The organism is Roseibium sp. AS2 (genome assembly GCF_038900065.1).
In the GTDB taxonomy this organism is placed as follows: Bacteria; Pseudomonadota; Alphaproteobacteria; order Rhizobiales; family Stappiaceae; genus Roseibium.
In genome coordinates this window covers 855,536-874,587 of the sequence record NZ_JBBMQN010000001.1, presented here as the reverse complement: position 1 = coordinate 874,587, position 19,052 = coordinate 855,536, and the positions used below count along the sequence as shown (strand labels likewise).

Genomic DNA, 19,052 nt, shown 5'->3' with positions numbered 1-19,052 from the left:
CTACGACGTGCTCAACCCGATGCCGGAGGAAACCGCACCGCCGCCGAAAAGGATGCGCCTGTCGCCGATCAACCAGCGGCGCCTGTCCAACTTCAAGGCCAACAGGCGCGGGCTCTGGTCCCTGTGGATCTTCCTGGTGCTGTTCACTATTGCGATGCTGGCGGAGTTCTTCACCAACGATCGCCCGATTATCGTCTCCTACAAGGGAGAATTGCTGGCCCCGGTCTTCGTCGACTATCCGGAAGAAAAATTCGGCGGATTTCTCGCTGTGACCGACTATCGCGACCCGTTCATCCAGGAGGAAATCGCCGCCAATGGCTGGATGCTGTGGCCGCCGGTCCGCTATTCCTACCGGTCCGTGAACCATGACATTCCGGTGCCCGCTCCTGCGCCGCCCTCCTGGACCATGAACGAGCAGGAGCGCTGCTCGCGCTATCCGCTGGGCGCCGAGGATCCCAATTGTGTCATGGGCAACTGGAACTGGTTCGGCACCGACGACCAGGGCCGGGATGTGCTGGCCCGGCTGGTCTATGGCTTCCGCATTTCCGTTCTCTTCGGCCTGGCGCTGACCCTGGCCTCCTCGGCGATCGGCATCGCGGCCGGCGCGGTTCAGGGCTACTATGGCGGCTGGACCGATCTTCTGTTCCAGCGCTTCATCGAGGTCTGGACAGCCATTCCGACGCTCTATCTGATCCTGATCGTGTCCTCGTTCCTGGTGCCGGGATTCTGGACACTGTTCACGATCCTGCTGGCCTTTTCCTGGGTGGCGCTGGTGGGCGTGGTGCGTGCGGAATTCCTGCGCGGCCGCAACTTCGAATACATTTCCGCCGCCCGGGCGCTGGGCGTGTCCAATCCAGTGATCATGTGGCGGCATCTCCTGCCCAACGCCATGGTGGCGACGCTGACCTTCATGCCGTTCATCCTGAACGGTTCGATCTCAACCCTGACGGCGCTCGACTTCCTCGGCTTCGGCCTGCCTCCGGGCTCCGCCTCGCTCGGCGAATTGCTGGCCCAGGGCAAGAACAATCTCCAGGCGCCCTGGCTCGGCATCACCGGCTTCATCGTCATCTCCCTGATGCTGAGCCTCCTGATCTTCATCGGCGAGGCCGTCCGCGACGCCTTCGATCCGCGCAAGAGCTTTCTGTGATAGATTTTGAAGATCAGGCACGGAGGCGGCCATGAACAGGATTGTCAGGAAGCATTTCCCGGTCGACAAGCTGCCCGTCGAACTGCGGGAAGGCTTGCCGGAGGGCGTTGAAGTCACGGTGACACTGGAGACCGAGCCAAGAGCGAGGGCGGCATTCGACAGGGTGAAGTTCCGGGAGGGCCTGGATCGTGCTCGGACCTCCTTGGGGCAGACGATTTCCCTAGAAGAGGCCACGCAGCGCATTCGGGATCTTCGTGAAGAATGGGATGACTGATGGAGCCGGTCGGTCGACTGTATCTGGACACCAATATGTTCATCCTTCTCGGAGAGGGGCAGGAGGACGATCGGTGGCGACACTTGCTCGATGTCGTGAGCGCGGCTCCTGTGACGGGAGCGCCATTTCTGTGCACGAGTCAGTTCACTTTGGCCGAATTGCTCGTCGTTCCTTTTCGGCGGAACAACGACAAGCTGGCAGAACTCTACGAGGGGTGGGTTCATCCTGAGTCACCCTGGCTTGAGGTTGCGCCTGTGGACCGGGACCTGTTGATCCATACAGCTCTGGTCCGGGAACAGTTTCCGGGCGTTAAAATGCCTGATGCCATTCACCTGGCGACAGCTTTGCTGTTGAAGGGATGCACACATATTCTCACTGCGGACAAACGGATCCCGCGAACCTCGAAAATTACGATGACGCGATGGGGCTTAAGCCAAACGTCAAAGGAACTCACGGCGATCGAGCCGTCCGTAGACAATCTGAAGTTGGTTCTGGCGCAATTGAAATGAAACAAGACACACTCCTTTCCGTCGAAGACCTGTCCGTCGCCTTCACCCAGGGCGGCCGGGAGACACTTGCCGTCGACAGGATCTCCTTCCACATCAACAAGGGCGAGACCGTTGCACTTGTGGGCGAGAGCGGCTCCGGCAAGTCGGTCACCGCGCTCTCCGTGCTGAAGCTGCTGCCCTATCCGGCCGCTTCGCATCCCTCCGGCAGGATCCTGATGGAGGGGCAGGATCTGCTGACCATCGGCGACAGTGCGATGCGCAAGGTCCGCGGCAACGATGTGTCGATGATCTTCCAGGAGCCGATGACCTCGCTCAATCCGCTGCACCCGGTGGAAAAGCAGATTTCGGAAATTCTCAGGATCCATCGCGGCATGAGCGATACCCAGGCCCGGGCACGGGTGCTGGAATTGCTCGAACAGGTCGGCATCCGCGACGCGGAATCGCGGCTCGGCTCCTATCCGCATCAGCTCTCCGGCGGCCAGCGTCAGCGGGTCATGATCGCGATGACACTGGCCAACGAGCCGGATCTCCTGATCGCGGACGAACCGACCACGGCGCTCGATGTGACCGTGCAGGCGCAGATACTGGAGCTTTTGAAGGATCTTCAAGAGCAGCAGGGCATGGCCATGCTGTTCATCACCCATGATCTGGGCATCGTGCGCAAGTTCGCCGACCGGGTCTGCGTGATGACCGAAGGCAAGATCGTCGAGCAGGGGCCGGTTGCCGATATCTTCGACCGGCCGCAACACGCCTATACGAAGCATCTCCTGGCCGCCGAACCCACGGGAGAGCCGCCCGCGACCGACACGGACAAGCCGGTCGTGGTCGAAGCGGACGATCTCAAGGTCTGGTTCCCCGTCAAGCGCGGGTTCCTGCGCCGGACGGTCGATCACATCAAGGCCGTCGACGGCATCGACGTCACGGTCCGCGAAGGACAGACCTTAGGCATCGTCGGCGAGAGCGGGTCCGGCAAGACCACGCTCGGCCTTGCGATCCTGCGCATGATTTCCTCGACGGGCCGTATCGCCTTTCATGGCAAGGACATTCAGGCGAACTCCTGGAAGGAAATGCGCCCGCTGCGTCGGGACATGCAGATTGTCTTTCAGGACCCTTATGGCGCGCTCAGCCCGCGCATGTCGGTGGCCGACATCGTCGGTGAGGGGCTGCAGGTTCATTTCCCCGGGCTGACCGCCGGGGAGCGGGACCGCAAGGTCGCCCGGGCGCTGGAGGAGGTCGGTCTCGACGCCGCCACGCGGCATCGTTATCCGCATGAATTCTCCGGCGGCCAGCGCCAGCGGATATCCATTGCCCGCGCGATGGTCCTGGAGCCGAAATTCGTCATGCTGGACGAGCCGACATCCGCGCTCGACATGAGCGTGCAGGCCCAGGTGGTGGATCTCCTGCGCGATCTTCAGAAGGCCCATGGCCTGGCTTACCTGTTCATTTCCCATGACCTGAAGGTGGTGCGGGCACTTGCCAACGAGGTCATCGTCATGCGTCAGGGCAAGGTGGTGGAATCGGGCCCGTCCGAACAGATCTTCGACGCGCCGCAGACCGACTATACCAAGGCCCTGATGGCTGCGGCGTTCCGGCTGGAAACCGCGCCGGAAGGCGTTGTGAGTGTGTGATGACGGGATCGTCCTGTAAGGGGCTCGTCCAGTAGGAGGCACGCAGCCTTGCCGGGTTTTCTTGCTCGCCGGTCTTTCTTCCTTGTCGCACCGCAGACAAGCCGGTCCGTTCCTTGCCGGCCGAAATCCTCCGTGCGTCCCGGCGGTGAGCCGGGACCCGCAAGGTCGGTGCAGCGTCTTGCAATGTCCGCGATGCTCTACATGTTTTGATACCATAATTAATGCTTGAAACATGACTATCTGTATGTCAGATATTCAAGATGAGGGATGAAGGATAGGTTCGCATGATCACTGCCGCACAGATGCGAGCTGCCCGCGCCCTTGCCGGGATCGACCAGAAGACACTCGCGGAGAAAGCCGGTGTCTCGGTGCCGACCATTCAGCGCATGGAGGCCAGCGACGGCAACGTCCGCGGCGTGATCGAGACCCTGACGAAGGTCATCGACGCGCTCAATGCCTGCGGCGTCGAGCTGGTCGGCGACAACCAGCCGAGCACGGGCGGCGGACGCGGTGTCCGGCTGATCGAGCCGGTTCCGGCCGGCGATCTGAAAAAGTGATGTGCGGACAAATCTCCCGCGACGGTGGCTGCCGGCCCTGAGGTCCGTGGTCCCGCCGCCTTGAAAAAGGCTGGACTGCGAAATGGAGGCTACTCGACAGGCACATGCGATGTCTTCGGGCGGTGAGCCGGGACGTCAGGAGTTCCGGACACCGACCTTTCTCGATCTTTTCACACCCAAGCTCGTCACCGTTTTTCGGGAGGGCTACCACTGGCCGCATTTGCAGGCCGATGCGATTGCCGGGCTGACCGTTGCCATCGTCGCCCTGCCGCTGTCGATGGCGATCGCCATCGCGTCGGGCGTTGCGCCCGAACGGGGGCTGTTTACCGCCATCATCGGCGGCTTCCTGATTTCCGCTTTCGGGGGCAGCCGGTTTCAGATCGGGGGCCCTGCCGGGGCCTTTATCGTGCTGGTCGCAGCGACCGCCCATCGCCATGGTGTCGAAGGGCTGCTGCTGGCCACCATGATGTCCGGTGTCTTCATGCTCGCGGGCGGATACCTGAGGCTCGGCACCTATATCAAGTTCATCCCCTATCCCGTGACGGTCGGGTTTACCGCCGGCATCGCGGTCATCATCTTCGCCAGTCAGCTCAAGGACCTGTTCGGGCTGACGCTGGCGGGTGCGGAACCGGGCGAATTCATCGAACGGCTGGCGGCGTTGTCTGCGGCCGCGCCGACGGTCAACGCGGCTGCGGTGACCGTGGCTGTCCTCACGATCGGCCTGATCCTGGTGCTGAAGCGGCTGCGGCCGGGCTGGCCGGGCATGTTGTTTGCCGTTACCGCGGCATCGCTGGCCGCCGCGCTGTTCGCGCTGCCGGTGGAAACCATCGGCACCCGCTTCGGCGGTATTCCCCGCAGCCTGCCGCTTCCCGCCCTGCCGCCTCTCGATGTCGGGCTGATGCTTGCAGTCCTGCCGGACGCGCTTGCCTTCGCCCTGCTGGGCTCCATCGAGTCGCTGCTGTCGGCCGTGGTCGCCGACGGTATGACGGGACGCCGCCACCGGTCCAATTGCGAACTCGTCGCGCAGGGGCTGGCCAATATCGCCTCGGCCCTGTTCGGCGGGATCTGCGCAACCGGGACGATCGCGCGCACGGCAACCAATGTGCGCGCCGGCGCCCACGGGCCGATGTCCGGCATGCTGCACGCGCTGTTCCTGCTCGGCTTCATGCTGGTGGCCGCGCCGCTGGCCAGTTACATCCCGCTGGCCGCCCTTGCGGGTGTCCTTGCGGTGGTGGCCTGGAACATGGTCGAAAAACACGCTTTCGCAGCGTTGCTGCGTTCGTCATACGGCGATGCGCTGGTCCTGCTGGTGACCTTCCTGCTGGTCGTCTTCCGCGACCTGACGGAGGGCATCGTCGTCGGCTTCGCGCTCGGCGCGGTGATCTTCATCAACAGGATGTCGAAGACGATCGCCGTGGAGGCGCATGTGCCGCCGCCGCTCGAGGATGTGCCCGACCGGATCGACGCCAGCCACCCGGCCTATCATGCCGAAGAGGCGGCCGATCCCCACACGGTGATCTACCGGATCTCCGGAGCCTTCTTCTTCGGCGCCGCCTCGACCGTCGGCTCGGTGCTGGACCGCATCGCCGACCGGCCGCGAAACTTCATTCTCGATTGTTCGGCGGTGCCGTTTCTCGATTCCACCGCCGCGAGCGTCATCGAAGGGACGGTGCGCAAGGCGCGCAGGGCCGGCGTGCGCTTTTTCATAACCGGTGCTTCGGAACAGACACGGCGCATGCTGGTCACCCACAATGTCCGACCGCCCGACGTGCGCTACAAGGCGTCCATAGACGCGGCGCTGCGGCAGTTGAAGGCGGAAGAGAGCGCGCGGGAAGAGGCAGCGGCCGTGGGATAGGCAGCCCCGCGCCGGTCACCCCACCCAGCAGGTCGCGAAAAAGCCGTTCTTTTCCTGATCCTTGCCGATGGACCGGCGGGTCTTGAAGCCGATCAGCCCGTCTGCGCCGCCGACATCATGGCCGAGGCCTTCCAGGCGCCGCTGCAGGTTGCGCACCGCGCCGCGGGTGGTTTCCTTCATCGGCTTCCATGTGCCGACGAAGGCCTTGTTGCTGCCGTAGCGGTCGGCCAGATGGCCGACGAAGAGCGCATAGGTGTCACTCTCGTTGTAGTCCTTGATCACGTAGAAATTTTCCGTGGCGATGAAGGCCGGGCCGTAGCGGCCGCCGGGCAGGAGAATGTTGCCCGGCCGGTTCAATTCATGCGCCGGAAACGGCTTGCCGCTGACGCGCGTGACGCCTTCACGCACGAAATCAGAGATCTTCTGGCGATTGTCCGGTCCCTCGCGCGTGCAGGACACGCTGTCCGGCAGGTGAACCTCGTACCCCCAGTCCCGGTCCCTGGCCCAGCCGTGCTCGGACAGGTAATGCGCGATCGAGGCCATGGTGTCGACGTCGGAGGTCCAGATGTTGCGTTTGCCGTCGCCGTCAAAATCAACGGCATATTTGAGATAGGAGGACGGCAGGAATTGCGGCTGCCCCATCGCGCCGCCCCAGGAGCTTTTCATCGCCCGCCGGGAAACGTCGCCGTTCTGCAGGATTTTCAGCGCGGCGATCACCTCGCCCTTGAAGAAATCCGGGCGCTGACCCATGAACGCCTGCGTTGCGACAACCCTGAGCGCATCATGGGGGATCTTCGCGCCGCCATAGCCGCTCTCGCGCGCCCAGATGGCCAGGATGATGCGTCCGGGCACACCGTATTGCGCTTCGATTCTGCGGATCGTTCCGGCATGTTTCTTCATCAGGCTGCGTCCGCGCGGCACCAGTGCATTGAACTGGCTGTCGCGAAAATAGCGGGCCGGTGACTTGAACTCCGCCTGAAAGTTGATCTTCGGCGGTGCGCCCTTTCCGCCTGGACCAACGAGGCCGGGCAGGGACGTATCCGGGCTGAGCCCCTTGAGTTCCCGGTCGAGCGTTGCCTGGGAAATTCCGGCCTTTCGTGCGGCCGGCGCAATCTCGGAGTTCAGGAACTGCCGGAACTGGGCATCGTATTTCCCGGCCTGTGCCGGAAGATGAAACATCATCACGGCGGCGAGTGTTGAGATAAGAAGGCTCGGCAAGCGGCGGATCACGGTGGGCTCCCAGTTCAGACGACCGGTCTCAACCTAACATGATCTCCTGCCCGAACCGACCGCGATCACAGCTCTGTCCAAGCCAAATTGCGGCCGGTCTGGTTGCTCAGCCAGGCCTTGTCGAACCGGAACCAGCTGCCGCCGCGCGTCTGGTCGTGCGCCCGTGAGACAGGCGCGCCCATCAGGTGGCACATCAGCAGCGTGCCGACGCCGCCGTGCCCGGTAAACAGCACGGGATCGGCGTCGGGGACATGGCGCAGCGCGCTCTTGATCCCGGTGACGATCCGGTTCTGCGCATCGAGCGCCCGCTCCCAGCCGCGAACGGATCTGTCCGGCGCTGCGAAAAACGCGTCGGCGGTTGCCTCGAATTCGTCCGGCGGCAGGAAACCGGTCGCACTGCGGTCGTTCTCGTGCAGGAAATGCAGAACCCTGTGAAAGACGTTGCGCCGGCCGGCAAAGACCTGAGCGGTCTCGATGGCCTTGGCCTCGCCGCTGGAAATCACCTGACGGATGTCCGGTGCAAAGGCAAGCGCGGGCGCGAGGGCTGCACGTTCCCGCCCTATCTGCGACAGGCCCCAGTCCGGTACCGGGACCTCCGGGTCGATCCTGACTTCCGGGTGGGTCAGATAGATACACCAGCTCATCTGAGGTCCTGCTTCAGCCAGCCGGTGATCAGTTCGTAGGCGATGGAGATCGACGGCGGGATCAGGTGTCCTTCCGGGTGGGTGCCGGCGATCATCTGCCTGACCTCCTCCCGGTCACACCATTTGCAGGCCTCCAGTTCGTCGTCCTCGATTTCGATGTCGGAGGACGTCGCGATGCCCGTGCAGCCCAGCATCAGGTTGGCCGGGAACGGCCATGGCTGGTTGGAGACAAGCCGCACGTCGCCGACCGCGATACCCGATTCCTCGAGCGTTTCGCGCCGGACCGCCTGCTCGATGGTTTCGCCCGGCTCCATGAAACCGGCCAGCGTGGTGAATATGCCCTCCGGCAGCCGTGCGGGCCGCCCGAGCAAGGCCCGCTCGCCGGTGGCATCCGTGATCAGCATGATCACACATGGGTCCGTGCGCGGGAAATGCTGGCCCTCGCACGAGGGGCAGTCCCGACGGTATCCGGCTTCCGCCATCACGGTGCGGTCACCGCAGCGGGAGCAGTGGCGGTGGGTGCGGTGCCAGTGGATCATCGCCCGCGCCTGGGCAAGCGCACCCATGTCCTCGGGCGGCAGGGCATTCTGCAGCGCCAGCGTGCGCAGGTCGATCAGCTGAAGGTCGCCGCGTTCGGACAGGTCCTCGTCCTCCTGCGGCAGCGTCGTGGCGAACACGGCCGAGCCGGAGCCTGCCCGCAGTCCCAGAAAAACCATTTCCTGCGGATCGGCGTCAAGCGCCAAGGCAGTATCGAGATCGTGTCCCAGCCTGAGGGGCGTTCCGTCCGCGAACACCAGCGTGCGCGCCGTGGACAGCACGATTTCCGTATCTGCCTTGCGCAAGAGAGTCGCCAGATAGGCCTTGTCGCCGCGCCGGGTCGATCTCCTGTCGAGCGTGTTGCCGAGAAAACTCATCTCTATCGGCTGGAGGCCGGCAGCGGTGGCTTGCATGTTCTGGTCCTTGAGAGGATGGTCGGGGAGACGTGCTGGCTGGTGGTTTCGACCGAGACTAGGATACGGACCCGGCTGCTGTCCACATCGCTGCGTTCAGCATGTCTTGTGCGGGCGCGACTTCGTGAAACAGGCGGTTCTTGTCAAGCCGCGTCGGCGTCCGATGACAGTATGTCCCTGAGCTGTTCGATCAGCGTTTCCGCCTTTTCCGGATCGTAATGCAGGGGCGGGGCGACGCCCCAGACAGGGCCCGGCCAGGCGATGTCGTCGCGGAACCGGGCGATGACATGGACATGCAATTGGGACACCTGGTTGCCGAGGGCGCCGACGTTCAGCTTCTCGGCATCGGTGACCGCGCGCAGGGCGCGGCTTGCCTGCGCGATTTCGCGCATCAGCTGCAGCTGGTCGTCTTCCTCAAGATCGATGAGCTCCACCATGTCGATCTTGCGCGGGACCAGCAGTAGCCATGGATAGTTGGCGTCCTTCATGAGGCGGACGGCGCAGATCGGCAGATCGGCGATGAAATAACTGTCGCCTTCCAGTCGGGGATTGAGATTGAAGAATGTCATTTTGCGATCCAGAATTTTGGTGTCGGTGTGCCGGACACCTGTCGCGCCCGAATTGCATTCGCCCACCTTATGGCTAGAGTGAGCTTGAGGGGAACCGGTTTTGCCGGGTTCCGGACAAGTTCGCTTCACAATCCCGGAAACTCTGCCATGTCATTCGAAACAATCCTGAGTTTCGCCCTTGTTGTAAGTCTGCTGGTCATGTCGCCGGGACCGAATGGTGTTCTCATCGCCAAGACGGTTCCGACGTCCGGCAAGGCGGCGGCCTTTGCCGGTATTGCAGGGTTTACGACGGCCTTCTTCCTTCACGGGAGCCTGTCGATCCTGGGGATTTCCGTGATTCTGGTTCATTCCGCGGAGGCGTTTCTGGTGGTCAAGATGCTCGGCGCCGCCTATCTGTTCTGGATCGGACTGAAAGCCTTGCGCGAAGCCTTCACCACGGGTGGGCGGACTCTCGCCGTGGCGCCGGCACGGCGCAAGCGCACGCTGGCGAAAACCTATGGCGAAGGTTTTCTGACCAATGCGCTCAATCCGAAAGTGTCTATGTTCTACCTGGCCGCATTCCCGCAATTCATTCCGGCGGGCGAGGGCGCGATTTCAGCAGCGATGTCGCTTGTCGCGCTACATTCCCTCATCAACGCCCTGTGGTTTTCCGCGATTATCCTGATGCTGGCAAGGGTCGGGCAGGCGGCGCGCACACCGACCTTCCAGCGCTGGTTGAAAGGTGTCACCGGTCTGGTGTTCATGGGGTTCGGCGTGAAACTGGCGTCCCTGCAGCCGTGAGTCCCCGAAACGGCCGCCGGTTTTCCGGCGAACAAATAAAGCGTCTCCGCCTCTTGCCAAACCCCAGGGGGCATCTGATATAAGGCGCTCGGGAGGTTGGTGGTGGACGAGCCACTCGCCAACCGGGTCAGATCCGGAAGGAAGCAGCCCTAACGAGCCTCGGCACGGGTCGCCGTGCCAGCCTCCCACCCTGTTTCAGCCTCAGGTCCTGCCTCGGGCGAATTCAAAAAGCACCGTCGGTTTTCCGCGGTGCTTTTTTGTTGTCAGGACTTTTCGCCGGTCAGGCGGCGCTGGTTCGAGCGCACCCGTTTGGCGTAGGGCTTCACGGCGGCGGCCGCCAGGGCCTCGCCGTGCCGGCTTGAAAAGTCCGGCCGTCCCCCAACGCTCATGGTTCTGAAAAAATCCAGTCCCTGGAGCGCCATGGCGCTGTTGATGGCAAGGGCGCTTTCGATGGAGGCCTCGGCCTTTTCAAACACCATGCGGTTCATCTCGGTCGCGTCGTGTGCTTCGCCCGCCAAAGCGGAAGTGGCCATGGATTCGCACCGTTTTGCGATGACCATCGGCGCGTGAAACCACAGGCTGAACATGTCGTTCGCAAGACTTGATTTTCTGGTTATGACGGTATCTCCGTGAGATGGGGCAGCTCGCGGGAATCACAGAACCTGTGGTGTTCCCCGAAGCGAACGAGCGGGCAAGATAGGCGTTCGGGAGGAGAACGGCCAGCAATTAAAAAAGTTGCCCGCGACAAGGCGCTGAAATCACCGGAGACATTCGGTGAAATGCCGTGGCTCGTCCCCACAAAAACTTTCAAATGCCAGTCCCACTTTGTGAAAAAACCGGTATGGTGCGGCTCATGAACGAGACAGGATTTCCCGACCAGGGCGCAGCAGACGCCGCCGGACCGGCTCACGGCACGGCAGCAGGCGCATCTGTACCTGAAGCTCCCGGTGCTTCCGGCGTTTCGGGGTCGGCCGGCGACAGTGCCTACCGTGTTCTGGCGCGCAAGTACCGGCCGAAGACCTTCGAGGATCTGGTTGGCCAGGAACCGATGGTCCAGACCCTGGAAAACGCATTCGACACCGGCCGTATTGCCCAGGCCTGGATGCTGACCGGTGTGCGCGGCGTCGGCAAGACGACCACGGCCCGTATTCTCGCCCGCGGCCTCAATTACGAGGTTCCCGGCGTCGCCGACAGGCCGACGGTGAAGCTGGCCGAGGAAGGCACGCACTGCAAGGCGATCATGGAAGGCCGCCATGTCGACGTCATCGAGATGGACGCCGCCTCCCACACCGGCATCGGTGATATCCGCGAGATCATTGACGCGGCCCGCTACCGCCCGGCGACGGCGCGCTACAAGGTCTACATCATCGATGAAGTCCACATGCTGTCCAACGCGGCGTTCAACGGCCTGTTGAAGACCCTGGAAGAGCCGCCGGAACATGTGAAATTCATCTTCGCGACCACGGAAATCCGCAAGGTTCCGATCACGGTGCTGTCCCGCTGCCAGCGTTTCGACCTGCGCCGGATCGACCAGTCCAAGCTGACCGGTCTTCTGCGCCGGATCTCGGATGCGGAGAATATCCGGATCTCCGACGAGGCGCTCATGCTGATCGCGCGGGCCGGCGAGGGCTCGGCGCGCGATTCGCTGTCCCTGCTCGATCAGGCCATGGCCCATGGCGGAGGCGCCATCGAGGCCGACGACCTGCGCCAGATGCTGGGTCTGGCCGACCGCGCCCGGGTGATAGACCTGTTCGGCCATGTCATGGCCGGCAGGATCGAAGAGGCCCTCGGCGAACTGCAGGCGCAGTACGAGGTCGGTGCGGACCCGGCGATCGTGCTGACGGATCTCGCCGATTTCACCCATCTGGTCACCCGCATGAAGGTCGCGCCGAAATCGGCGGACGAAGCCTCGGTGACGGAGGCCGAGCGAGGCCGTGGCCGCGAGTTCGCCGACGGCATTTCCATCCGGCTGTTGTCCCGCGCCTGGCAGATCCTGTTGAAGGGTGTGCAGGAAGTGCAGGCGGCCTCAAAACCGCTGGCCGCCGCCGACATGGTTCTGGTGCGCCTGGCCTATGCCGCCGACCTGCCGGATCCGGGCGATCTGGTGGCGCAGATCCGCAACGGGCAGAATCCTTTTGCCGGCGCCGCGCCTTCCGGTGGCGGCGGGAGCCCTTCGGGAGGCGGCGGAGCCCAGGCCATTGCCGTCGGTATGGGAGGCGGGCCGGCAAATTCCGGCAACGGCCCGGCCATGCAGGCGAGCGCCAGGCCGCAATTGTCCACCATTCAGGGGGGCTTGCCGAGCGCCGGTGCCACCCCTGTGCCCGCGCGGCTGCCGGAGCCGCAGCCGGACATCCAGCCGGAACCGGCCTTCAACCTGAAAAACCTGCATGACTGCGTCGCGCTCGCTTCCGAAAAGCGGGACGTGCCGATGAAGGTGGCAATCCAGCGCCAGATGCGGCTGGTCAAGTTCGAGCCCGGCAAGATCGAGATTCAGCCGACCGAGGATGCGCCGCCCGACATTGCTGGCGAGTTCGGACGCAAGCTCACCGAATGGACGGGACAACGCTGGTTCGTTGTGGTCTCGCGCACCCAGGGACGGCCGACCATTCATGAAGAGCAGGAAGCCAACCAGCAGCAGCTTCTGTCCGACGCCAGGTCTCATCCGACCGTGGCCGCGCTCCTGTCCGCATTTCCCGGTGCCAAGGTCGTCGACGTGAAGGTCCAGGCCTCGCAAGAGGATGACGCGGCTCTGGCGGATCCCATGGTCAGCGATCCGCTCTTGAATGAAGCCCTCGGCGACGATGAAGAGGATTGATCGCGGCGCCGTGTTCTTCTACATGCAGGCCACGGACAGGTAAGCGCGCCGCAGACTGCTGCGCATGAGATGCTGGAAGGAGTATTTCCATGGATTTCCTCAAGATGATGAAACAGGCCAAGCAGATGCAGGAGCAGATGGGCTCCCTGCAGGACCAGATGGTCGAAATCGAGGTCGAGGGCTCCGCCGCCGGCGGCATGGTCTCCCTGAAGCTGAATGGCAAGGGCGACATGAAGAGTCTGTCGATCGATCCGTCTCTCCTCAAAGAGGACGAAAAGGAGATCGTCGAGGACCTGATTGTCGCCGCCCACACCGAGGCCCGCGCCAAGGTCGAGCAGGCGATCCAGGAAAAGACCCAGGAACTCATGGGCGGTCTCGGCCTGCCCGAAGGCATGAAACTGCCGTTCTGACGCGCTCTTCGGGATGGGGACGCCTGCGGCAGTGGCAGGCGCCAAACCCCTCCTCCGGTCTTTGAGCCTGCCTTCTCCCGAGGGGGGAGGCATTGACGCACGTGGCGAGCCTGTCCCGGGCATGCGGCAACCTCTCTTTTCCGGAGAGGTCGAACTTCTGGCCCGGTGAGCGATCAGACCCTGGTCTGGCACGCAAGGGTGGTACGAAAGACAGGATAGATGGCGCAGAAAAGTGTGGCGGGTCCGGAAATCGAGCGGCTGATCCAGCTTCTGGCGAAGCTGCCCGGCCTTGGTCCCCGTTCCGCACGCCGCGCCGCGCTCCATCTCATCAAGAAGAAGGATCAGTTGCTGGTCCCGCTCGCGGACGCCATGGGCGTCGCGGTCGCGGAAATCGGGATCTGCTCCACCTGCGGCACGGTCGACACCTCCGATCCCTGCACCATCTGTTCAGATCCCAGGCGCGAGCAGGATGTGCTGGTGGTGGTCGAGGATGTCGCGGATCTGTGGGCGCTGGAACGGGCCGGCGCGGTCAATGCCCGCTACCATGTTCTGGGCGGATCGCTGTCGCCCCTCGACGGCATCGGCCCGGAGGACCTCAATCTTGCCTCGCTGATCGACCGCTGCGGCGTGGAGGGCTTCCGTGAAGTTATTCTGGCGATCAGCGCAACCGTCGAGGGCCAGACAACAGCCCATTACATCATGGATCAGCTCTCGCATCTGGACGTCAGCGTCACCAGACTGGCCCATGGTGTGCCGGTCGGAGGCGAACTCGACTATCTGGACGAAGGCACGCTTGCACAGGCGCTCAAGGCCCGGACACGGTTCTAGCGATCCGGTGCCGTGGGATTTCATTCATGCGACCGGGACCTTGTGCCTCAGGTCCTCCTTTCCTATCTGAATTCCGTCCGTATCTGTTCCCAAGGGGTCCCATGTTCCAAGCCGCTTCCCGTGCCATGTCCGAGGTTTTCGAGCCGGAGTTCCGGGCGATTTTCTGGAAAATGCTCGGTTTCACGCTTGGCGTTCTGCTGGTGATCTGGATTGCCCTCCAGGGTCTTGTGGCGAATTTTGTCGAATTGCCCTATGGCTGGATGGAAACGGCGCTGTCGGTTCTGACCGGGATCGGCGCTGTTTTTGCCCTCGGGTTCCTGATCGCGCCGATTTCCGCGCTGTTCGCGGGTCTGTTCCAGGACGACATCGCCGACATCGTCGACCGGAAAGACTATCCGGGTGACAGTCCGGGCAAGGCGCTGCCGTTCGCGCAGTCTGTCGGCCAGACCCTCAAGTTCACCGGTATCGTCATTCTCGGCAACCTGTTCGCGCTTCTGCTGCTGCTCGTGCCGGGCGTCAATCTGGTGGCGTTCTTCCTGGTCAACGGCTATCTGCTCGGCCGGGAATTCTTCGAATTCGCCGCCATGCGCTTCATGCCGCCCGCCGAGGCCAAGGCGTTCCGCAAGGCTCGCGGCGGCACGGTCTTTGTCGCCGGCCTGGTCATTGCCGGTCTGCTGGCTGTGCCGATCCTGAACCTGGTCACACCGATCTTCGCAACCATCTTCATGCTGCATCTCTACAAGCATCTGGCCGCGCGGCAGGAGGTTACCCCGTATTCGTCGCCGTCCCGGCCTTGAGCCGGGACCTTTTTCTCAGCATCGATTGGCTCCCGGGTCCCGGCCGGGACGGCGCATGAAATCTCCAAGGGCTGGCTTTTCCGCGCAACTTTCTGCATAGCTCTCCCGAATGGAGAGGCACATGCAGGATCTGCTGACGGACATCGCTGCGGCCGCGGCCGCAAACTCCGACAAGGGCAAGGTCGCGACCTATATCCCGGAGCTGGCCGGCATCGACCCGGACCAGTTCGGCATTGCCGTGGCCACGGCGGATGGAGGTCTGTTCACGGCAGGCGCTGCGGAAACGCCCTTTTCGATCCAGTCGGTCTCGAAAGTGTTCGCGCTGGCCCTGGCGCTCGGCCGTGTCGGCGACCAGATCTGGCGGCGGGTCGGCCGGGAGCCGTCCGGCCTGTCATTCGATTCGATCCTGCTGCTGGAACGCGAGAACGGCATTCCGCGCAATCCCTTCATCAATGCCGGCGCGCTGGTGACGACGGACACCTACCTGTCCGGGTCCAGCCCGCGAGAGGCGCTGGGCGAATTGCTGCGGTTTATCCGTGCGGCCGCCGATGACGAAGGCATCCACATGAACGAGCAGGTCGCCACGTCGGAGTTTGCGACCGGTCACCGGAATTTTTCGCTGGCTCATTACCTGGCGTCTCACGACAACATGCGCTCGGATGTCGACAAGGTGCTGGGAACCTATTGCCATCAGTGCGCCGTCGAGATGAATTGCCGCCAGCTTGCTCTGGCCGGGCGCTTCCTTGTGGACACGCCGGGCATGCCCGCGCTGGTCTCGATCGAGCGGCGCCGGCGAATCAATGCGCTCATGATGACCTGCGGCCATTATGACGGGTCAGGCGACTTCGCCTTTCGGGTGGGCATGCCGGGCAAGAGCGGTGTCGGTGGCGGCATTCTCGTGATTTCGCCCGGACGGGCGGCCATTGCCGTTTGGTCCCCGGGGCTCAACCGCTACGGCAACTCGAAGCTCGGTACCGAGGCCATGGAACTCTTTGCCCACCGAACGGGATGGTCCGTCTTCGGCGTGCCGCATGCGGGTGGTGCAATTTGTCACGCCTCTTCGTAAGACTCGGTACATTTAAACGATTCAAAAGTGGTTTCGGGGCAATTTGGCCTGTAGGATATTTTGACGTTTGCAGGTGATGGCGCTAGAACCCCTTTGGACAACGCTTTGATTTGCTTACGTTTGCGTAAACGTAAAGTTAAGCGAAGTGAGCCAAGTAAGTCAGGTTTGAGGGTAATGTGCCTTGCGGTGGAAACCGCCGGGAGCCCGGACCAGGCTTCTTTTGCTGATATCGCTTCTGGTGTCTTTCCAGGGCCGGGTGGCCGTGGTCAGAAGGCGCCATCTGATTACTATCGATCATCTGCTGGTCAATCGCTCCCGATTGGACATGCCGGTGATCAAGCGTCGTACGGGAGAGGAATTCCATGTCGAACGCCGATCTGCGGGGCAACCGCCCGCTGTCGCCCCATCTTCAGATCTACAAACCCATTCTGACGATGGTCATGTCGATCCTGCACCGCATTACCGGCGCAGCACTTTACTTCGGCACCATCCTGCTCGCGTGGTGGCTCATCGCAGCGGCCGCCGGCCCGTCCTACTTCGATTTTGTCAACGGCATCTACGGCTCGATCATCGGCCGGCTGATCCTGTTCGGCTTCACCTGGGCACTGGTGCATCACATGCTCGGCGGCCTGCGCCACTTCATCTGGGACATGGGCGCCGGTTTCGGCGAGCAGGCCCGCATGTGGCTCTCCAAGGCCACCATCATCGGTTCCGTTTCGTTGACGCTGATCCTTTGGGTCATCGGCTACGCGGTTCGCTAAGGAGAGCGTCATGACGGATATGCGCACCCCCCTCAACAAGGTTCGCGGCCTTGGCTCTGCCAAGGAAGGCACCGATCACTTCTGGAAACAGCGCCTGACCGCTGTCGCCAACGTGTTCCTGATCTCCTTCTTCGTGATCATGGTGATCGCGATGCAGGGATCGACCCATGCGGAACTGATCGCGACCCTCAGGAACCCGCTCGTTTCGATCGTCCTGCTTCTGGTGATCCTGTCCGGTGTCTTCCACATGAAACTCGGCATGCAGGTGATCATCGAGGACTACGTGCACGGTGACGGCATCAAGTTTCTCATGCTGATGGCGAACACCTTCTTCTGTGTCTTTATCGGTTTCGGCTGCATCTTCGCAGTTCTCAAGATTGGCTTTGGAGGCTGACCCGGATGGCCAATACCTACGAATTTGTCGACCACACCTATGACGTGGTCGTTGTCGGCGCCGGTGGCGCGGGCCTGCGCGCGACCCTCGGCATGGCCGAGCAGGGCCTCAGGACGGCCTGCATCACCAAGGTGTTCCCGACGCGCTCCCACACGGTGGCGGCACAGGGTGGCATTGCGGCATCCCTGAAGAACATGACGCCTGACTGCTGGGAATGGCACATGTACGACACGGTCAAGGGCTCCGACTGGCTCGGCGACACCGATGCCATGGAATACCTTGCCCGCGAGGCTCCGAAAGCCGTCTATGAGCTGGAACATTACGGCGTACCGTTCTCGCGCACCGAGGACGGCAGGATCTACCAGCGTCCGTTCGGCGGTCACATGCAGAACTACGGCGACGGCCCCCCCGTGCAGCGCACCTGCGCCGCCGCGGACCGGACCGGTCATGCCATCCTGCACACGCTTTATGGCCAGTCCCTGCGCCACAACGCCGAATTCTACATCGAGTATTTCGCGCTCGACCTGATCATGTCCGAGGACGGCGTCTGCCAGGGCGTGATCGCGTGGAACCTCGACGACGGCACCATCCACCGCTTCTCGGCCAAGATGGTCGTGCTCGCGACCGGCGGCTACGGCCGGTCCTTTTTCTCGGCAACCTCCGCCCACACCTGCACCGGCGACGGCGGCGGCATGGTGGCGCGCGCGGGCCTGCCGCTCCAGGACATGGAATTCGTCCAGTTTCACCCGACCGGCATCTACGGCTCGGGCTGCCTGATCACCGAAGGCGCGCGCGGCGAGGGTGGCTATCTGGTCAATTCCGAGGGGGAACGCTTCATGGAGCGCTATGCGCCCTCCGCGAAGGACCTTGCCTCCCGCGACGTTGTCTCGCGTTGCATGACCATGGAAATCCGCGAAGGCCGCGGTGTCGGCAAGAACAAGGACCACATCTTCCTGCATCTGGATCACCTCGATCCGGCGCTGCTGGCCGAGCGTCTGCCGGGCATTTCCGAAAGCGCCCGCATCTTCGCCGGTGTGGATGTCACCAAGGATCCGATCCCGGTTCTGCCCACGGTCCACTACAACATGGGCGGCATTCCGACCAACTACTGGGGTCAGGTGCTGAACGCGGACGCCAACAACCCAGACCGCATTCAGGAAGGCCTGATGGCGGTCGGCGAAGCTGGTTGCGCCTCCGTGCATGGTGCCAATCGGCTCGGCTCCAACTCCCTGATCGATCTTGTGGTCTTCGGCCGTGCCGCGGCGATAAAGGCCGCCGAGGTCGTCGACCCGAAAGCTCCTGTGCCGACGCCGAACGAAGCCTCGTGCGAGAAGATCATGCAACGCTTCGACCGCCTGCGCAACGCCGACGGGTCCACGCCGACCGCCGATCTGCGTGACAAGATGCAACACGCCATGCAGGAAGACGCCGCCGTGTTCCGCACCCAGGAAAGCCTGGAGCAGGGCTGCAAGCGCCTGACCGAAATCTGGGGCGAATTGCAGGACGTGAAGGTCTCCGACCGGTCGCTGATCTGGAATTCCGATCTGGTGGAAACGCTGGAGCTGGAAAACCTGATGGCCAACGCCATCACCACCGTCTATGGCGCGGAAGCCCGCAAGGAAAGCCGGGGCGCCCATGCCCGCGAGGACTTCAAGGACGGTCCGTTCTCCGGCCGCGATGATGTCAACTGGCGCAAGCACACGCTGTCCTGGGTCAATGAGGCCGGCGAGGTGAAACTGGACTACCGCCCGGTTGTCACCGATCCGCTGACGACGCTGGAAGAAGGCGGCATCGACCCGAAGAAGATCGCGCCCAAGGCGCGCGTCTACTAAGGAGTG

20 protein-coding genes and 1 other RNA gene are annotated in these 19,052 nt (G+C 63.0%); 16 read left to right on the top strand and 5 right to left on the bottom strand.

Features of this window, described 5'->3' with window-relative positions; genetic code table 11:
* Nucleotides 1–19: 19 nt before the first annotated feature.
* From WNZ15_RS04020 to WNZ15_RS03995, 6 genes are all read left to right on the top strand, one after another.
* Nucleotides 20–1,147 (top strand): ABC transporter permease, encoded by a 1,128-nt coding sequence (locus WNZ15_RS04020; protein WP_342891855.1) that lies wholly within the window; start codon nucleotides 20–22, stop codon nucleotides 1,145–1,147.
* A gap of 31 nt (nucleotides 1,148–1,178) precedes the next feature.
* Nucleotides 1,179–1,421, top strand: coding sequence for a hypothetical protein (locus tag WNZ15_RS04015; RefSeq protein WP_342891638.1), 243 nt, complete (start codon nucleotides 1,179–1,181; stop codon nucleotides 1,419–1,421).
* Nucleotides 1,421–1,930: a PIN domain-containing protein gene (locus WNZ15_RS04010; RefSeq protein ID WP_342891637.1), complete on the top strand. Its 510-nt coding sequence runs from the start codon at nucleotides 1,421–1,423 to the stop codon at nucleotides 1,928–1,930. Before WNZ15_RS04015 ends, WNZ15_RS04010 begins: the two co-directional genes overlap by 1 nt.
* Nucleotides 1,927–3,558, top strand: a complete 1,632-nt coding sequence (locus WNZ15_RS04005) for an ABC transporter ATP-binding protein (protein ID WP_342891636.1) — start codon at nucleotides 1,927–1,929, stop codon at nucleotides 3,556–3,558. Before WNZ15_RS04010 ends, WNZ15_RS04005 begins: the two co-directional genes overlap by 4 nt.
* Nucleotides 3,559–3,842: 284 nt before the next feature.
* Nucleotides 3,843–4,115 (top strand): helix-turn-helix transcriptional regulator, encoded by a 273-nt coding sequence (locus WNZ15_RS04000; protein ID WP_342891635.1) that lies wholly within the window; start codon nucleotides 3,843–3,845, stop codon nucleotides 4,113–4,115.
* A gap of 109 nt (nucleotides 4,116–4,224) precedes the next feature.
* The gene (locus tag WNZ15_RS03995) at nucleotides 4,225–5,970 is read left to right on the top strand and encodes a SulP family inorganic anion transporter (protein WP_342891854.1); all 1,746 of its coding nucleotides are present in this window, start codon (nucleotides 4,225–4,227) and stop codon (nucleotides 5,968–5,970) included.
* Between the two features lie 15 nt (nucleotides 5,971–5,985).
* Here the strand turns inward: WNZ15_RS03995 and WNZ15_RS03990 are convergent, their stop codons facing one another.
* The 4 genes from WNZ15_RS03990 to WNZ15_RS03975 form a co-directional block, all read right to left on the bottom strand.
* Nucleotides 5,986–7,200, bottom strand: a complete 1,215-nt coding sequence (locus WNZ15_RS03990; RefSeq protein ID WP_342891634.1) for a lytic murein transglycosylase — start codon at nucleotides 7,198–7,200, stop codon at nucleotides 5,986–5,988.
* Nucleotides 7,201–7,265: 65 nt separating this feature from the next.
* Entirely contained in the window at nucleotides 7,266–7,844 is a 579-nt protein-coding gene (locus WNZ15_RS03985) for a histidine phosphatase family protein (protein ID WP_342891633.1), read from the bottom strand.
* Nucleotides 7,841–8,794 carry an NAD(+) diphosphatase gene (nudC, locus tag WNZ15_RS03980; protein WP_342891632.1) on the bottom strand — a complete coding sequence of 318 codons (954 nt, stop codon included), beginning with the start codon at nucleotides 8,792–8,794 and terminating at the stop codon, nucleotides 7,841–7,843. Before nudC ends, WNZ15_RS03985 begins: the two co-directional genes overlap by 4 nt.
* 143 nt (nucleotides 8,795–8,937) lie before the next feature.
* The gene (locus WNZ15_RS03975) at nucleotides 8,938–9,363 is read right to left on the bottom strand and encodes an HIT family protein (protein WP_342891631.1); all 426 of its coding nucleotides are present in this window, start codon (nucleotides 9,361–9,363) and stop codon (nucleotides 8,938–8,940) included.
* 147 nt (nucleotides 9,364–9,510) lie between these two features.
* Between WNZ15_RS03975 and WNZ15_RS03970 the strand changes: the two genes are divergently transcribed.
* Nucleotides 9,511–10,143, top strand: a complete 633-nt coding sequence (locus tag WNZ15_RS03970) for a LysE family translocator (RefSeq protein WP_342891630.1) — start codon at nucleotides 9,511–9,513, stop codon at nucleotides 10,141–10,143.
* A 91-nt stretch (nucleotides 10,144–10,234) separates the two neighbouring features.
* Nucleotides 10,235–10,332: signal recognition particle sRNA small type (gene ffs, locus WNZ15_RS03965), an RNA gene on the top strand.
* Between the two features lie 74 nt (nucleotides 10,333–10,406).
* Here ffs and WNZ15_RS03960 read toward each other — a convergent pair.
* Nucleotides 10,407–10,676: a hypothetical protein gene (locus WNZ15_RS03960; protein WP_342891629.1), complete on the bottom strand. Its 270-nt coding sequence runs from the start codon at nucleotides 10,674–10,676 to the stop codon at nucleotides 10,407–10,409.
* 320 nt (nucleotides 10,677–10,996) lie between these two features.
* Between WNZ15_RS03960 and WNZ15_RS03955 the strand changes: the two genes are divergently transcribed.
* From WNZ15_RS03955 to sdhA, 8 genes are all read left to right on the top strand, one after another.
* Nucleotides 10,997–12,958, top strand: coding sequence for a DNA polymerase III subunit gamma/tau (locus WNZ15_RS03955; protein WP_342891628.1), 1,962 nt, complete (start codon nucleotides 10,997–10,999; stop codon nucleotides 12,956–12,958).
* An 89-nt stretch (nucleotides 12,959–13,047) separates the two neighbouring features.
* Complete coding sequence (locus tag WNZ15_RS03950; protein WP_342891627.1) at nucleotides 13,048–13,368, top strand: YbaB/EbfC family nucleoid-associated protein; 321 nt, start codon at nucleotides 13,048–13,050, stop codon at nucleotides 13,366–13,368.
* Between the two features lie 219 nt (nucleotides 13,369–13,587).
* Entirely contained in the window at nucleotides 13,588–14,196 is a 609-nt protein-coding gene (gene recR / locus WNZ15_RS03945) for a recombination mediator RecR (RefSeq protein WP_342891626.1), read from the top strand.
* A gap of 101 nt (nucleotides 14,197–14,297) precedes the next feature.
* Nucleotides 14,298–14,993: a sulfate transporter family protein gene (locus WNZ15_RS03940; protein WP_342891625.1), complete on the top strand. Its 696-nt coding sequence runs from the start codon at nucleotides 14,298–14,300 to the stop codon at nucleotides 14,991–14,993.
* A gap of 121 nt (nucleotides 14,994–15,114) precedes the next feature.
* On the top strand, nucleotides 15,115–16,059 hold the full coding sequence (locus WNZ15_RS03935) for a glutaminase (protein WP_342891624.1): 945 nt from the start codon (nucleotides 15,115–15,117) through the stop codon (nucleotides 16,057–16,059).
* A gap of 362 nt (nucleotides 16,060–16,421) precedes the next feature.
* Nucleotides 16,422–16,820 (top strand): succinate dehydrogenase, cytochrome b556 subunit, encoded by a 399-nt coding sequence (gene sdhC, locus WNZ15_RS03930; protein WP_342891623.1) that lies wholly within the window; start codon nucleotides 16,422–16,424, stop codon nucleotides 16,818–16,820.
* Nucleotides 16,821–16,830: 10 nt separating this feature from the next.
* Nucleotides 16,831–17,214, top strand: a complete 384-nt coding sequence (gene sdhD / locus WNZ15_RS03925) for a succinate dehydrogenase, hydrophobic membrane anchor protein (protein ID WP_342891622.1) — start codon at nucleotides 16,831–16,833, stop codon at nucleotides 17,212–17,214.
* A 5-nt stretch (nucleotides 17,215–17,219) separates the two neighbouring features.
* Nucleotides 17,220–19,046 carry a succinate dehydrogenase flavoprotein subunit gene (gene sdhA / locus WNZ15_RS03920; RefSeq protein WP_342891621.1) on the top strand — a complete coding sequence of 609 codons (1,827 nt, stop codon included), beginning with the start codon at nucleotides 17,220–17,222 and terminating at the stop codon, nucleotides 19,044–19,046.
* The last annotated feature ends 6 nt before the right edge of the window (nucleotides 19,047–19,052 follow it).